Here is a 15,650-nt window from a genome sequence, read left to right as displayed (position 1 = left end):
GTTTGGCAGAGTCAGACGGTCAGGAACGCACCGAAGAAGCCACGCCCCGACGGTTACAACAAGCCAGAGAAAAGGGGCAGGTTGCTCGGTCTAAAGAGCTTGCGTCAGCGTCGGTATTGATAGTTGGGGCTATTTCGCTGATGTGGTTTGGTGAGACATTAGCACGCGCGTTATTTTCCATCATGAGCCGTCTGTTCAATCTGAGCCGTGATGAAATTTTTGATACCGCTAAGTTGTTCGATATCGCGTTAGGCGCGATGACGGAACTGTTTTTCCCACTCTTCCTTATTCTGGCCACCTTATTTGTCGCCGCGATGATAGGTGCAGCGGGTGTTGGTGGCATCAGTTTTTCTGCCCAGGCGGCCATGCCTAAGCTGTCAAAAATGAACCCGCTTAGTGGCCTCAAACGTATGGTTGGCATGCAAAGTTGGGTTGAGCTGATCAAATCGATCTTAAAAGTCGTACTGGTGACTGGATTCGCTATGTATTTGATTCAGGCGTCTCAAGCGGACTTGATTCAACTCAGTATGGACGTTTATCCGCAGAATATTCTCCATGCCCTCGATATCTTGCTGAACTTTATCTTACTGATCAGTTGCTCGTTACTGATAGTGGTTGCTATCGACATTCCCTTTCAGATTTGGCAACACTCCGATCAATTGAAAATGACCAAGCAAGAGGTCAAAGATGAATACAAAGAGACAGAAGGTAAGCCTGAGGTTAAAGGGCGAATCCGTATGTTGCAGCGGGAAGCAGCACAGCGCCGAATGATGGCTGACGTACCTCAAGCGGATGTCATCATCACCAACCCTGAGCACTTCTCGGTTGCGCTGCGCTATAAGCAGAAAACGGATCGTGCCCCTGTGGTTATCGCCAAAGGCACCGACCATATGGCAATGAAAATCCGCGAGGTGGCTCGTGAGCATGACATTACCATTGTCCCTGCGCCACCATTAGCTCGTGCGCTCTACCACAGTACGGAACTGGAGCAGGAGATCCCGGATGGTCTGTTTACCGCAGTGGCGCAAGTACTCGCATTTGTCTTCCAGTTAAAACAGTACCGCAAGCGTGGTGGTCAGAGACCTAAGCTTCAGGACTATGACTTGCCTATCCCACCGGAACATCGTCACTAGACGGCGTAGCGCGTCAAATAAAAGTTCTTTGATTCAATGATTTGTGACCTGTTGAGCCTTTAGTCATTATTTTGGCGTAAATCATGGTACGCAGATTGCTAAGAATGATGTAACTATCAACAATTCCTAAACTTTTAGGCTAAAGCCGTCGCGCATAATCTCGTTACCAACGCGATGCTTTCACTCGATTGAGATACCTTGCAGTATGAAGTTAAACCTGCCATTTGCAGATAAATTGCCACGAATTCCTCAGCGTGAAATGCCAGCCATTGGCGCACCTGTTATGGTCTTGGCCACCCTTGCAATGGTGGTGTTGCCGATACCTGCATTCCTGCTGGATATGTTTTTCACCTTCAATATCGCGCTATCTATGGTGGTGTTGTTAGTGACGGTTTACACCCGGCGTCCGCTCGACTTTGCGGCATTTCCTACTGTTCTGCTTATCGCGACGTTACTGCGTCTGGCACTAAACGTCGCGTCGACGCGTGTCGTATTGCTGCATGGTCATGAAGGCGGAGATGCGGCAGGTAACGTTATCGAGGCGTTTGGTAACGTAGTAATTGGCGGCAACTACGCAGTTGGTTTGGTTGTTTTCCTCATCTTGATGATCATTAACTTTATGGTGGTCACCAAAGGTGCCGGTCGTATTTCAGAGGTGAGCGCTCGCTTTACTTTGGATGCTCTACCGGGCAAACAGATGGCGATCGATGCTGACTTGAATGCGGGTCTAATCGATCAGGAACAAGCGCGCGTGCGCCGTTTTGAAGTGACCAAAGAGGCGGATTTTTACGGCTCAATGGACGGTGCATCGAAGTTTGTGAAAGGGGATGCGATTGCCGGTATCCTGATTCTGTTTATCAATATTATCGGTGGTCTTTCCATCGGTATGGCGCAATACGGTTTAGGTTTTGGTGATGCGATTGAAATCTACACGCTGTTGACCATTGGTGACGGCCTTGTCGCACAGATACCGTCACTATTGCTGTCGATTGCCGCTGCAATGATGGTGACGCGTCAGAACACGGATGAAGACATGGGCGAGCAGTTGGTGTTCCAAATGTTCGATAATCCCAAAGCGTTGATGATCACTGCAGCGATTCTTGGTGTGATGGGTATCGTCCCGGGCATGCCACACTTTGCGTTTTTATCGTTAGCCGTTGTGGCAGGAGCGGGCGCTTACTTTATCGATAAGCGTCAAAAACAGAAAGCCAAAGAGCCTGCTTTACCCGCGACAGCCGATGAGGGTAATGAGCCATCTTCACAACGTGAGCTTTCGTGGGATGACGTTCAACCCGTTGATATTATTGGCTTAGAAGTCGGCTATCGTCTGATTCCGCTTGTTGACCGTGATCAGGGTGGTGAACTGCTGGAGCGTGTCAAAGGTGTGCGTAAAAAGTTATCTCAGGACTTCGGCTTCCTCATCCCCGCCGTCCATATCCGAGACAATCTGGAACTGACCCCAAATAGTTACCGCATTACTTTAATGGGCGTCGCGGTAGGTGAAGCAGAAATCCGTCCGGACCAAGAACTCGCGATTAACCCCGGGCAGGTTTACGGCATGATTGATGGGGAACCAACCATTGATCCGGCATTTGGACTTGAAGCCGTATGGATCCGTGAGGAGCAGCGCGAGCATGCTCAGGCGCTGGGTTACACAGTGGTGGATTCGTCCACGGTACTGGCAACGCACCTCAGTCAACAGCTGACCAACAATGCCTCGCAATTGATTGGTCATGAAGAAGTTCAGAACCTGATGGAAATGCTGGGTCGAAGTGCACCTAAGCTGGTGGAGAGTTTTATACCCGATCAGCTACCGCTGGGTGTGGTGGTGAAAGTACTGCAAAACCTGCTTAACGAAGCGATTCCAATTCGAGATATCCGTACCATCGTGCAAACCTTGGCGGAGTACTCCAGTAAGAGTCAAGAACCTGACATTTTAACGGCGGCCGTTCGTATCAGTCTGAAACGTTTAATTGTTCAGGAAATCAATGGTATAGAGCCTGAATTGCCAGTGATTACGCTGATTCCTGAACTGGAACAGATATTGCATCAAACAATGCAGGCGTCGGGCGGCGAATCTGCAGGTATTGAACCTGGGCTTGCCGAACGATTGCAGTCTTCACTGAGCCAAGCAACGCAAGAACAAGAATTGAAAGGCGAACCTTCTGTTCTGCTAACTTCTGGCGTTCTGCGCTCCACGTTGGCTAGATTTGTGAAGAACACAATCCCTAATCTTCGGGTACTTTCCTATCAGGAAATACCGGATGAGAAACAGATCAGAATTGTGCAAGCCGTGGGTAATTGATTCTCACGCCTTTTTTAATGGATTGATAGTTTGAAAATAAAGCGATTTTTTGCCAAAGACATGCGAACAGCGCTGCTCCAAGTAAAAGAGGAGTTGGGTGCGGAAGCGGTAATCATGTCGAATAAGAAAGTGGCTGGGGGGGTAGCTATCGTGGCTGCCATCGATAGTGAATCAAACTCGTCTTCACCACAGGCTTCTGCGCAACCTAATCGCGCTACCTCTCTACCTAATCGCTACAACGAACATCGTCAAATGTCCTCTTCAGCGGCTGAGCGCTTTCAGGAACGCAGCTTAGAAGAAGATAAAATCAGCCTGCGTAGCAATAAAACGGATTCTCACGAAAAATCAGGCTCAATGACGCAGCGTTTTGCGAGCATGCTTAAGCATTACAGTGGTGGTGCAGAGGACCCGGATGAGTACGTTGCTGAAAATGAAGATTCACTGTCAGCACTCTTAAAGCGCCAAAACAAGCAACGTGACGAATATAGCCAAGAAAGAGCTGCGCCTTATCAGCCCGATTCTCCGTTGGCGAAGCTGATCGCTCAAGACGATCGCTTTGAACGTCCAAAGCCAAAACTCGACCCAACACGTTACGATCGCCGCAGACCTTCAGATGCCCGTGATGACTCACCGACAGAGCTGGAAAATATGCGCGAAGAGATGACATCAATTCGACGTCTTTTGGAGCATCAGGTTTCTGGGTTGATGTGGCAGGAAGTAGAGCGCCGCGAGCCGTTAAGAGCCATGCTCATCAAACGATTAGAACGAATGGGCGTGTCTCCTGAGCTGGCGGATCAAATGGCGTGTTATATCCCAGAAGATACCAAACCAGCACGAGCATGGAAGGCGCTACTTTCTCTCGTCGCGGACCAAATCCATATTCCAAAGCAAGATATTTTAAAGCGCGGTGGTGTGGTTGCATTGCTTGGACCAACAGGCGTTGGAAAAACCACAACCGTGGCAAAGCTGGCGGCCAGGGCTGCGATGGAATACGGTGCCGACAACGTGGCACTGGTGACTACAGATACTTATCGTATCGGTGCCCATGAGCAGCTCTCAATTTATGGAAGAATTATGGGTTGTCCCGTAAGAGTTGCTAAAGATTCTAAAGAGTTAGCCGATGTAATATATCAGCTACGAAACAGAAGATTGATTTTGGTTGATACGGCAGGGATGGGCCAACGAGATGTGAGGCTGACCGAGCAACTCGACACCCTGATGCAAGAGAGCGGAGAAGTGATTCACAGCTACCTTGTTTTGCCCGCTACCGCACAACGCCGCGTTCTGCAAGAAACACTGGAACACTTCAGACGCATCCCACTGTCAGGTTGTATAATGACTAAACTTGATGAATCCCTGAGTCTAGGGGAGTTCATCAGTGTGGTGATTCAAAATGCACTGCCAGTGGCTTACATCGCTAATGGTCAGCGCGTGCCAGAAGACATTGTGATAGCACAACCAAAATACATGCTTGCGAAAGCAAATGAACTGTTAGAGAAGTCGATAGAGAACGAACCTCACTTTTGGAACAGTGAAAGTGAAGGACTCTAGGGCGACGGATTACTATGACTGAGAATATGATACACGATCAAGCAAGCGGCCTCCGTCGCTTAACACAGCCATCATTAACCAAAGTAATTGCTGTTACTGGTGGTAAAGGTGGTGTGGGTAAATCAAACGTAACACTGGGTCTTGCGATCTCTATGGCTCGTCAAGGCAAGAAAGTAATGGTTCTTGACGCTGACCTAGGCCTGGCTAATGTTGACGTAATGCTCGGGATTCGTTCAAAGCGCAACTTAGGACATGTCCTGGCTGGGGAGTGTGAGTTAAAAGATGCGATTGTTGAAGGACCTTATGGCATTAAGATAATTCCGGCAACATCTGGCTCACAGAGCATGACTGAGCTTTCTCATTCACAGCATGCTGGGCTTATTCGTGCATTTGGCAGTCTTGAAGATGAAATGGATGTCCTACTGGTTGATACCGCTGCAGGTATCTCAGACATGGTGATCAGTTTCTCACGAGCCGCCCAAGATGTGGTTGTGGTTGTGTGCGATGAGCCGACGTCGATCACTGACGCTTACGCACTAATCAAACTGTTGAGTAAAGAGCATCAGGTCCAACGCTTTAAAATCGTCGCGAACATGGTTCGAAGCTATCGTGAAGGGCGAGAACTGTTTGCAAAACTGACACTTGTCACTGAACGATTCCTGAATGTAAGCCTTGAACTCGTCGCCTGCATTCCTTTAGATGATAAAGTCCGTCAGGCCGTTAAACGCCAGAAAATTGTCGTAGATGCGTTCCCTCGCTCTCCTGCAGCGTTAGCGATCAGTTCTTTAGCGAATAAAGCATTAACGTGGCCAATACCAAAAACGCCAAGTGGACACTTGGAGTTTTTTGTCGAAAGGCTGCTAAATCGTAGTGAATTCACAGAGGACCCATTTGGTGAATAATGCAGTAACCTACGATCAACGCGGGAAAGTAAACAGTCAACAGGCGTTCATAGAGCGTTATTCTGTGTTGGTTAAGCGTATTGCTCATCACCTTTTAGGCCGCTTACCGCCGAGTGTTCAGGTAGAGGATTTAATCCAGGCCGGCATGATCGGTCTTATCGAAGCTCAGCAGAATTATGACGGCACGAAAGGTGCGAGCTTTGAAACCTATGCTGGTATCCGTATTCGCGGCGCCATGTTAGACGACATGCGCAAAGGGGATTGGGTTCCGCGTTCGGTTCATAAAAACAATCGTGAAATTAATCAAGCTATTGCAGAGCTCGAAGGCATTCTCAACCGTGACCCGACAGACTCTGAAGTGGCGGCACATCTCGAAATGACGTTGGATCAATATCATAGTGCGCTAACTGATATAAACTGCTCAAAGTTAGTCGGTATTGAGGATTTAGGCGTTTCAGATGATGTCATTTCTCCGTCAGATGAAAGTGATAACAGCAACCCATTTAAAGGTGTGGCTGACGAATCTTTTCGTAAAGCACTGATTGAATCAATAAAACAGCTTCCAGAGCGTGAAGCATTGGTACTTTCGCTTTATTATGACGAAGAACTTAACTTAAAAGAAATTGGCGATGTTTTGGGCGTAAGCGAATCTCGCGTAAGTCAAATTCTGAGTCAATCGATGCAACGTTTACGCACCAAGCTGAGTGCGTGGACACAAAATAATTAGAAAACACTGACTTTATGATTCAGTGGAGGCAATTTTGAATAAAAACATGAAGATCCTTATTGTTGATGATTTCTCAACAATGCGCCGTATTGTTAAAAACCTGCTTCGTGACTTGGGTTTCAATAACACTCAAGAAGCGGATGACGGTTTAACTGCATTACCAATGCTGAAAAAAGGTGACTTCGATTTTGTGGTAACTGACTGGAACATGCCAGGTATGCAAGGTATCGATTTGCTAAGACATATCCGCGCGGATGCTGAACTAAAGCACCTTCCTGTTCTTATGATTACAGCTGAAGCGAAACGTGAGCAGATCATCGAAGCGGCTCAAGCTGGTGTTAATGGTTACATTGTTAAGCCATTTACCGCTGCAACACTAAAAGAAAAACTAGAGAAAATTTTCGAGCGTTTATAACTCTTTTATTCTTTGTTAGTCGAGTCATTCATACCAAATAAAAAAACCTCAACAATGACTCGATTAGTGTTTCCCAAAGCGATAAGAAGAACTAAACGTAAAAGGTCTATTCAGAATGATCTCACTAGAGCAGGCGAAGTCGCTCGTTCAAATGTTAGAGAACGGGCAACAAGAGCAAGCCAATATGCTCGTTGCCTCGTTATATGAAGGCGTTGAGAATCCAATGCTTCAAGAAATTGGAGCCTTAACTCGCGATCTTCACGATTCACTCAAGCAGTTCAACTTCGATCAGCGCATGACCGAAATAGCTCAGGATGAAATCCCGGATGCACGGGATCGTCTTAACTATGTGATTGAGAAAACGGAGCTGGCAGCCAACAAAACGATGGATGCAGTCGATTGCTGCCTTCCCATCGCAGATAACTTGCATGAAGGTCTTCTGCAAGTCCGTCCTCAATGGAATGAACTGATGCGCGGTCGTATAGAGTTAAGTGAATTTAAAGCACTTTGCCATCGTATCGACAAGCTATTGGTTCAGGTAGAAGGCGACAGCACCGAATTGCGCGGCCAATTGACCGAAATTCTCATGGCACAAGACTTCCAAGACTTAACAGGCCAAATCATTCGACGAGTGATCACACTGGTGAATGAAGTGGAAGGCCGTTTGGTAGACATCCTCACCGTATTCTCTGGTAACAAACCAGAAGAACAGACTCAAGTTTTGACAACATCGGCAGATAAAAAGAATAAACCATCAAGTGAAGCCGAGGGTCCGATTCTTCACCCTGAACTGAGAGAAGATGCGGTTTCATCGCAGGACGAAGTCGATGACTTGTTGTCCAGTCTTGGATTTTAAAGGTAACGTATGAGCTACGATTTAGACGAAGATATTCTGCACGACTTTCTCATTGAAGCGGGCGAAATTCTAGAGCTGCTTTCCGAGCAATTAGTAGAACTGGAAAACAACCCGGAAGACAAAGACTTACTCAATGCTATTTTCCGCGGTTTCCATACTGTAAAAGGAGGCGCTGGCTTCCTTTCATTAGCTGAGCTAGTGGATACATGCCATGGTGCGGAGAACGTTTTCGACGTATTGCGTAATGGTCAACGCTCAGTAACGCCAAGCCTGATGGATACCATGCTTAAGGCGCTGGATACGGTCAACACTCAATTCCAGGCAGTACAAGCCCGTGAAGTGCCAGAAGTCGCAGAACCTGCACTCCTCGCAGAGCTACACCGTTTATGTAAGCCTGAATCCGAAGATGAGGCAGTGACAATCGCAGTTGAAGAGCCTGTGACTCCATCAGAGCCAGCCGCTCCGCAGCAAGAACTGTCGTTACCGACTGCTGGTTCAAGTATTGGTTCTGTAGACGAAATCACTCAAGACGAATTTGAAAAGCTGCTGGATGAATTGCATGGTAAAGGCAGCGCACCGGGTGTCTCTAAATCTGAACCTAAACCAACACAAGCAAACGCTTCTGTTAGTGATAGCGGTGATATAACCGACGACGAATTTGAACGTCTTCTGGATGAACTGCATGGTGTTGGCAAGAGCCCATCATCGTCGACTTCTGCGCCAGTTGAGCCACCAAAATCGCCAGAACCAGCCGCTCCGGTTAGTTCTTCATCATTTTCGGATAACGACAGTGATCTGATGACGGATGAAGAGTTCGAGAAGTTACTCGATGAACTGCACGGTACGGGTAAAGGACCATCGGTTGAAGAGCTCGACATGGCGACTAAGCCCGCCTCTACAAACCCAGCTCCAGTAGCACCGAAAGCGACAGCAGCACCTGCACCACAGACAACTGCCAAGCCAGTCGCGGTGAAGGAAGAAACCAAAGCTTCGGCACCCGCGGTCAAGAAACCACAGGCGGAGGCAACGGTACGTGTTGATACCTCCACGCTTGATACCATTATGAATATGGTTGGTGAGCTGGTATTGGTTCGTAACCGTCTATTAAGTCTTGGACTTAACAGTAACGACGAAGAAATGTCGAAAGCAGTGGCAAACTTAGATGTTGTCACGGCCGATCTGCAAGGTGCGGTCATGAAAACGCGCATGCAGCCAATCAAAAAAGTGTTTGGTCGCTTCCCGCGTGTTGTTCGCGATCTGGCGCGTAACCTGAATAAAGACATCGTGCTGGAAATGCGCGGTGAAGAAACGGATCTGGATAAAAACCTGGTGGAAGCCTTGGCCGATCCATTGATCCACTTAGTGCGTAACTCGGTCGATCACGGCATTGAAATGCCAGAAGATCGCGTAAATGCGGGCAAATCACGCACTGGTAAAGTGATTCTTTCTGCGTCTCAGGAAGGGGATCATATTGAACTGGCGATCGTCGATGACGGTGGCGGTATGGACCCGAACAAACTTCGTGGTATCGCCGTCAAACGCGGCATGATGGACGAAGATGCCGCTGCTCGCTTGACCGACAAAGAATGCTTCAACTTGATCTTTGCTCCTGGTTTCTCAAGTAAAGAAAAGATCTCTGATATCTCAGGTCGCGGCGTTGGTATGGATGTCGTAAAAACCGCCATCAATACCCTCAATGGTTCAATCGATATTGATTCTGAGCTTGGTAAAGGCACCAAGATTACCATCAAAGTGCCGTTGACACTGGCTATCTTACCAACACTGATGGTGGGTGTTGGTGGTCATCCGTTCGCGTTACCTTTGGCGTCTGTGAATGAAATCTTCCATTTAGATTTAAGCCGCACGAACGTTGTCGATGGTCAGCTGACGATTATTGTCCGTGATAAATCAATCCCGTTGTTCTATCTGCAAAACTGGCTAGCGACTAAGTCCCCACGAGTTCAGGAGCGCACTGGTCATGGTCATGTTGTCATCGTGCAAATAGGCAGCCAACGTGTTGGTTTTGTCGTTGATACGCTGATTGGACAGGAAGAAGTGGTGATCAAACCGCTGGATAAGTTATTGCAAGGTACCCCGGGTATGGCGGGAGCAACAATCACCAGTGATGGTCACATCGCATTGATTCTTGATGTGCCTGATTTACTGACGCGATACGCATCGGGTTCACGCATTTAACCGAAGCGGTCGTTTAGAAAAGGAATAAAATGGCGATTAAAGTACTAGTCGTTGATGATTCGAGTTTTTTCCGTCGTCGCGTTAGCGAAATCATCAACTCAGAATCGCGCCTTGAGGTGATTGACGTTGCTGTTAACGGCAGAGAAGCGGTAGAAAAAGCCAAATCTCTTAAGCCTGACGTCATTACCATGGACATTGAAATGCCCGTGATGGATGGTATCACGGCAGTTCGTGAAATCATGGCTGCGTCACCGACGCCAATCCTGATGTTTTCGTCACTGACTCATGATGGAGCGAAAGCAACGCTGGATGCGCTGGAAGCGGGCGCTCTGGATTTCTTACCGAAAAAATTTGAAGACATCGCGCGCAACCGTGATGAGGCGGTTTCGCTACTTCAGCAACGTATCATTCAGATTGCGTCCAAGCGTGCTTTCTTACGTCGTCCTGTTGCCCGCACATCTTCAGCGGCAACCACGTCACTGACTCGGCCGCTTGCGACGCGCGATCCGATCCCGGCTGCACCAAAGCCTCGCTCTTCGGTGGCGAAGTATCGAGCATCCGGTAAAAGATATCAGCTGACAGCTATCGGCACGTCGACAGGTGGCCCTGTGGCACTGCAAAAGATTTTGACGCGTTTGCCTGTGAATTATCCGCATCCGATCGTGCTTATTCAGCACATGCCGGCAACTTTTACCGCCGCTTTCGCCAGTCGCCTGAATACGCTGTGCAAAATTCAAGTGAAAGAAGCGCAGGATGGCGATGCATTGCAAGCTGGCGTGGCGTATCTCGCTCCGGGCGGTAAACAGATGATGGTCGATGGCCGCGCAGGTGTAGCGAGACTACGCATTATTGATGGCGGCGATCGAATGAACTACAAACCGTGTGTCGATGTGACCTTTGGTTCAGCTGCGAAAGTGTACGGTGATAAAGTGCTCTCGTTAGTGCTCACGGGAATGGGTGCTGATGGCCGTGAAGGCGCACGCATGTTGAAATCTGCAGGTTCAACCATTTGGGCGCAAGACGAAGATAGCTGTGTGGTTTACGGTATGCCTCAGGCTGTTGCGAAAGCGGGGATTTCGTCTGAAGATTTACCCCTGGATCGCATTGCTGAGCGCATTCTGGTCGAAGTGGGGTTAGCGTAGGATAAAGCATGATCGTTTGGAGTGTAGCTAACCAAAAAGGTGGGGTAGGCAAAACCACCACCACAGTGACATTAGCCGGTCTTTTAAGTCAAAAAGGTCATCGCGTGCTCATGGTCGATACCGATCCGCATGGTTCACTTACGACTTATCTCGGTTATGACGCTGATAACGTGGCATCAAGCTTGTTTGATCTTTTTCAGCTTAAGACCTTCACGCATGAAACCGTAAAGCCGTTGATTATTAAAACGGAACTGGACGGTATGGACATCATTCCTGCCCACATGTCTCTTGCGACGCTGGATAGGGTGATGGGCAATCGCAGTGGTATGGGGCTTATCCTGAAGCGAGCGCTCAAAGCGGTTTCCCAAGATTATGATTACGTGCTGATTGACTGTCCGCCGATTCTTGGTGTGATGATGGTGAATGCGCTTGCCGCCAGTGACCGTATTTTGATTCCGGTGCAGACAGAGTTTTTGGCGATGAAGGGGCTTGAGCGCATGATGCGCACCCTGAGTATCATGAAAAAATCACGTCCGAATGGCTTTAACGTCACGATAGTGCCAACCATGTACGACAAGCGCACGCGAGCTTCATTGCAGACCCTGACCCAACTGAAGCAGGACTACCCAAATCAGGTGTGGTCATCGGCCGTGCCGATTGATACTAAGTTTCGTGATGCGAGCCTGAAGCATCTGCCCGTTTCGCACTTTGCATCCGGCAGTCGCGGTGTCTTTGCGTATAAGCAGTTACTGATTTATCTGGAGAGGTTAGCACTCGATGAGTAATCATGATGTCATATCCAGTGAACAGGCACTTGATGATTACTTCTGCGCATTGCTAGACGAAGACACTGAGCTTGAAGAGCTGGATGAAGAATTTGACTTACTTGCTCAAGAACTTGCATCTTCAGAGCCAGAGCCAGAGCCAGAGCCAGAGCCAGAGCCAGAGCCAGAGCCAGAGCCAGAGCCAGAGCCAGAATTGCAGTTGCAACCTATTCAAGATGAGCCTTCTTCATTTCGAGAAAACAATACTCCTGAGCTGGAAGCCCCTAACTTAGAAGACGTAGAACGTTTATTAAGTCAGCTTGAGTCGACCAATGTGGTTGACGAACTGGATATCGAAGAGATTCTGGCTGAGAACACTATGGCGATTGCTCAGCAAGCTAAGCCGAGTTTGGCAGAGGTTTCCCAGTCTGCAGAAATGACTGAAGAAATTCAGGAATGGGTTACCGAAGTGCCGGTTATCGAAGTAAACCAGCCTGAAATAATTTCGGTTCAACCAGAACTCGAACAAGTTATCGAACCTGAGCCAGAACTGGCAGAGGCTTCTGAGTCCAAAGTTTTAGCAGGCTCATGGGAAACGACTCAGCGAAATGAAGATTTTCAGGTGCTTTACTTCGATGTGAACGAAGTGATGTTTGCGGTCGCTCTCGATGAGTTAGGTGGCATTCATCGTATCACTGAACTGAATCATTTGATTGGTAAACCCGAATGGTACTTAGGATTGCAGACCAATCGAGAGCAAAAGTTTGATGTGGTTGATACCGCAAAGTGGGTGATGGCCGACAAGCTTTGCGGTGAAGAATATAAAGATAACTACCAATATGTCGTCATGCTTGGGGAGAGCATGTGGGGGTTAGCCAGTAACCAGTTGATGGGGACTGAGACACTCAATGTCGACAACGTTCGCTGGCGTGAAAAGGCGGGAAAACGCCCATGGCTAGCGGGCATGGTGAAAGAAAAAATGTGTGCTTTAATTCACGTCCAAGCACTTATTGACATGCTATACGCTGGTTTAGATGTCAAATCAATGAATTAGAATGAAGTCGGGAACGACATTAACGAGGATTAACTATGTCTCAAGCTTTTGAAGTTGAAGTGAAGAAAGATGCCACAAATGACGAAGTGCTTCAGTGGGTGACGTTCCAGCTAGAAGAAGAAACGTACGGCATTAACGTTATGCAGGTACGTGAAGTTCTTCGTTATACAGAAATTGCACCTGTACCTGGTGCGCCAGATTACGTGCTGGGTATTATTAATCTGCGTGGTAACGTCGTTACTGTTATCGATACGCGTTCACGCTTTGGCTTAATTGAAGGCGAAGTGACGGATAATACACGTATCATCGTTATCGAATCTGAGCGTCAGGTGATTGGTATTCTGGTCGACAGTGTTGCTGAAGTGGTTTACCTGCGTTCTTCTGAGATCGACACCACACCTTCTGTGGGTACTGACGAAAGTGCGAAGTTCATTCAAGGCGTTAGTAATCGCGATGGCAAGCTTCTTATTCTGGTTGATTTGAACAAGCTATTGACTGAAGACGAATGGGATGACATGGCTCATCTGTAATTGGCTGAATGATCATGGCTGAAGTGAATTTTTTATCTATCCCCGTCATTGCTGGTGGTGTCGCTTTTATAGTGCTCGTACTGCTCGTTTTGCAACTGCGTATTCGCTCCGGTTTGCAAAGGAAAATCGAACAGCAAAGAGCCCAAACTCGACATACTGAGAAAGAAGTACAGAAACTGAGTAAGCAGCTACTGGAAGTTCGATCTGTGGTTGTTGGCTTAGGGCAAAAGGTTACCGAGCAACAAGATATTATCCAGCACCTCAACGAGCGTATTCGCGAGCTGGAACATGCCGATACAGACGGGCGCTTGTATAGCCGAGCCTCCAAAATGGTTCAACTCGGCGCGGATATTAACGAGTTGATTGAAGAGTGCGAATTACCTAAAGCTGAAGCTGAGCTAATGTTATCGCTACAGAAAAAGCTGGCCGGGAAAGAGAAAATTCCGCCACTCAGTAGCCGTCCTTCAGAGATGTCGAGGTATCCATCGTCAGGCATACGACGTTAGTTATAAAAGAAGCTTCGGCTTCTTTTTTTAATCTACCGCCCAAAACGGTAGGTTTTCTCCCTTATGAAATTAAGGCCTCATCCTCATTAATCTTTATAACCATTTATGGTTATATTTATCGAATTGTGTAAGTAAGTTAACAAAAATTCATGAACTTACTTACATCTCTTGGCTCTTGTTCTGTTTCGTCTTATCTAAGCTGTGCTAATATAGCCGCTCGTTCATTATTTAGTTGAAGCCCTATGTTAGAAGTGTCTAACCTTACTGCGATCCGTGACGAAAGGGTCCTGTTTGAAAACCTGAAATTTACGATAAAACCAGGCGAACTAGTCCAGATTGAAGGGCGAAACGGAACGGGCAAAACGACGTTATTACGCATTGTTACAGGGTTAGGCGACAGAGAAGACGGTATTATCAAATGGAAGGGAGAAGAGGTTGAAAAGTCTCGTGACATCTTTCACCGGGATCTACTGTTTCTGGGACACCAAACGGGCGTAAAACGTGAACTTACCGCATTAGAAAACTTACGTTTTTACCAGTCTATTCATAACAACCAAATCTCCGATGAAGAAATCTTTACTGCGTTAACTCAAGTTGGGTTAGCAGGAAGAGAAGATATTCCCGTCGCTCAACTTTCAGCTGGTCAGCAACGCCGCGTAGCGCTGGCGAGGCTTTGGCTAAGCAAGCAAATCTTGTGGATTCTGGATGAACCACTTACGGCGATAGATAAGCAAGGTGTCAAAGTGTTAGAGGCTTTGTTTGCTAATCATGCTGATAATGGTGGAATTGTGATTTTGACCACACACCAAGATATGTTTTCTGATAGCCCGAAACTTAGAAAAATAAAACTGGGTGATTAATATGATATCGGCCATGACTACTATTATCCGACGTGAACTCTTGATTGCGTATCGCCGTCAAGCCGACATTCTGAACCCACTTTGGTTCTTTATTATTGTTATCACATTGTTTCCTCTGAGTATTGGCCCCGAGCCTAATTTGTTAGCACGTATTTCAGCAGGCATTGTTTGGGTTGCTGCATTGTTGTCTGCATTATTATCATTGGAGCGGCTGTTTCGTGACGACTTTCAGGATGGTGCATTAGAGCAAATGATGCTTATGCCTATTCCATTGCAACTTGTGGTGATTTCGAAAGTCATAGCACATTGGCTATTAACCGGATTGCCTCTGATTTTGATAAGTCCTCTGTTGGCGGTTTTACTTTCTCTGGATTTCGATACTTGGCTGGCGGTTGTACTTACGTTATGTATCGGGACTCCGGCGTTAAGTTTTATTGGTGCCATTGGGGTGGCACTGACAGTTGGGCTACAAAAGGGTGGGGTACTTTTAAGTTTACTCGTTCTTCCGCTCTATATCCCGATTCTGATTTTTGCAACGTCTGCCATTGATGCCGCAGCGCTTGGTGTAGCGTATAACGGCCAACTGGCGGTGCTAGGCGCGATGCTGATGGGGGCGATGACCCTCACACCATTTGCAATAAGTGCAGCGTTGCGAGTTAGTGTTAACTAACATTAACCAAATAGTCCTTTACTACGATTGGTATTAAAA

At 47.4% G+C, this 15,650-nt stretch carries 15 protein-coding genes; all 15 read left to right on the top strand.

Annotation, left to right across the window (positions count from 1 at the left end; genetic code table 11):
- The first annotated feature begins 2 nt into the window (after nt 1–2).
- The 15 genes from flhB to ccmB all read left to right on the top strand — a co-directional run bounded on the left by flhB (nt 3) and on the right by ccmB (nt 15,611).
- A complete protein-coding gene (gene flhB / locus VEJY3_RS11560) occupies nt 3–1,133 on the top strand; it encodes a flagellar biosynthesis protein FlhB (protein ID WP_014232656.1) in 1,131 nt (376 codons plus the stop codon).
- Between the two features lie 205 nt (nt 1,134–1,338).
- Nucleotides 1,339–3,438, top strand: coding sequence for a flagellar biosynthesis protein FlhA (flhA, locus tag VEJY3_RS11555; protein WP_014232655.1), 2,100 nt, complete (start codon nt 1,339–1,341; stop codon nt 3,436–3,438).
- A 30-nt stretch (nt 3,439–3,468) separates the two neighbouring features.
- Nucleotides 3,469–4,989, top strand: a complete 1,521-nt coding sequence (gene flhF, locus VEJY3_RS11550) for a flagellar biosynthesis protein FlhF (RefSeq protein WP_014232654.1) — start codon at nt 3,469–3,471, stop codon at nt 4,987–4,989.
- A 14-nt stretch (nt 4,990–5,003) separates the two neighbouring features.
- The gene (locus tag VEJY3_RS11545) at nt 5,004–5,891 is read left to right on the top strand and encodes a MinD/ParA family protein (RefSeq protein ID WP_020333595.1); all 888 of its coding nucleotides are present in this window, start codon (nt 5,004–5,006) and stop codon (nt 5,889–5,891) included.
- Nucleotides 5,884–6,618: an RNA polymerase sigma factor FliA gene (locus VEJY3_RS11540; protein WP_014232652.1), complete on the top strand. Its 735-nt coding sequence runs from the start codon at nt 5,884–5,886 to the stop codon at nt 6,616–6,618. Before VEJY3_RS11545 ends, VEJY3_RS11540 begins: the two co-directional genes overlap by 8 nt.
- 46 nt (nt 6,619–6,664) lie before the next feature.
- The gene (gene cheY, locus VEJY3_RS11535; protein WP_020333593.1) at nt 6,665–7,033 is read left to right on the top strand and encodes a chemotaxis response regulator CheY; all 369 of its coding nucleotides are present in this window, start codon (nt 6,665–6,667) and stop codon (nt 7,031–7,033) included.
- A gap of 115 nt (nt 7,034–7,148) precedes the next feature.
- Entirely contained in the window at nt 7,149–7,889 is a 741-nt protein-coding gene (locus tag VEJY3_RS11530; protein WP_014232650.1) for a protein phosphatase CheZ, read from the top strand.
- A 9-nt stretch (nt 7,890–7,898) separates the two neighbouring features.
- Nucleotides 7,899–10,085 (top strand): chemotaxis protein CheA, encoded by a 2,187-nt coding sequence (locus VEJY3_RS11525; protein ID WP_014232649.1) that lies wholly within the window; start codon nt 7,899–7,901, stop codon nt 10,083–10,085.
- A gap of 29 nt (nt 10,086–10,114) precedes the next feature.
- On the top strand, nt 10,115–11,227 hold the full coding sequence (locus tag VEJY3_RS11520; protein WP_014232648.1) for a chemotaxis response regulator protein-glutamate methylesterase: 1,113 nt from the start codon (nt 10,115–10,117) through the stop codon (nt 11,225–11,227).
- Nucleotides 11,228–11,235: 8 nt separating this feature from the next.
- Nucleotides 11,236–12,012 carry a ParA family protein gene (locus VEJY3_RS11515; protein ID WP_014232647.1) on the top strand — a complete coding sequence of 259 codons (777 nt, stop codon included), beginning with the start codon at nt 11,236–11,238 and terminating at the stop codon, nt 12,010–12,012.
- On the top strand, nt 12,005–13,045 hold the full coding sequence (locus tag VEJY3_RS11510) for a chemotaxis protein CheW (RefSeq protein WP_014232646.1): 1,041 nt from the start codon (nt 12,005–12,007) through the stop codon (nt 13,043–13,045). The genes VEJY3_RS11515 and VEJY3_RS11510 overlap by 8 nt, the downstream gene beginning before the upstream one ends.
- A 35-nt stretch (nt 13,046–13,080) precedes the next feature.
- Complete coding sequence (locus VEJY3_RS11505; RefSeq protein ID WP_014232645.1) at nt 13,081–13,575, top strand: chemotaxis protein CheW; 495 nt, start codon at nt 13,081–13,083, stop codon at nt 13,573–13,575.
- Between the two features lie 14 nt (nt 13,576–13,589).
- Entirely contained in the window at nt 13,590–14,081 is a 492-nt protein-coding gene (locus VEJY3_RS11500; RefSeq protein ID WP_014232644.1) for a DUF2802 domain-containing protein, read from the top strand.
- A 242-nt stretch (nt 14,082–14,323) separates the two neighbouring features.
- Nucleotides 14,324–14,941, top strand: a complete 618-nt coding sequence (gene ccmA, locus VEJY3_RS11495; RefSeq protein ID WP_014232643.1) for a cytochrome c biogenesis heme-transporting ATPase CcmA — start codon at nt 14,324–14,326, stop codon at nt 14,939–14,941.
- A 1-nt stretch (nt 14,942) separates the two neighbouring features.
- Nucleotides 14,943–15,611 carry a heme exporter protein CcmB gene (gene ccmB, locus VEJY3_RS11490; protein ID WP_014232642.1) on the top strand — a complete coding sequence of 223 codons (669 nt, stop codon included), beginning with the start codon at nt 14,943–14,945 and terminating at the stop codon, nt 15,609–15,611.
- The last annotated feature ends 39 nt before the right edge of the window (nt 15,612–15,650 follow it).

Source organism: Vibrio sp. EJY3, assembly GCF_000241385.1.
Taxonomy (GTDB): domain Bacteria; phylum Pseudomonadota; class Gammaproteobacteria; order Enterobacterales; family Vibrionaceae; genus Vibrio; species Vibrio natriegens.
Note: the sequence above shows the minus strand (reverse complement) of the source record. Positions and strands in the feature narration are given on the sequence as shown.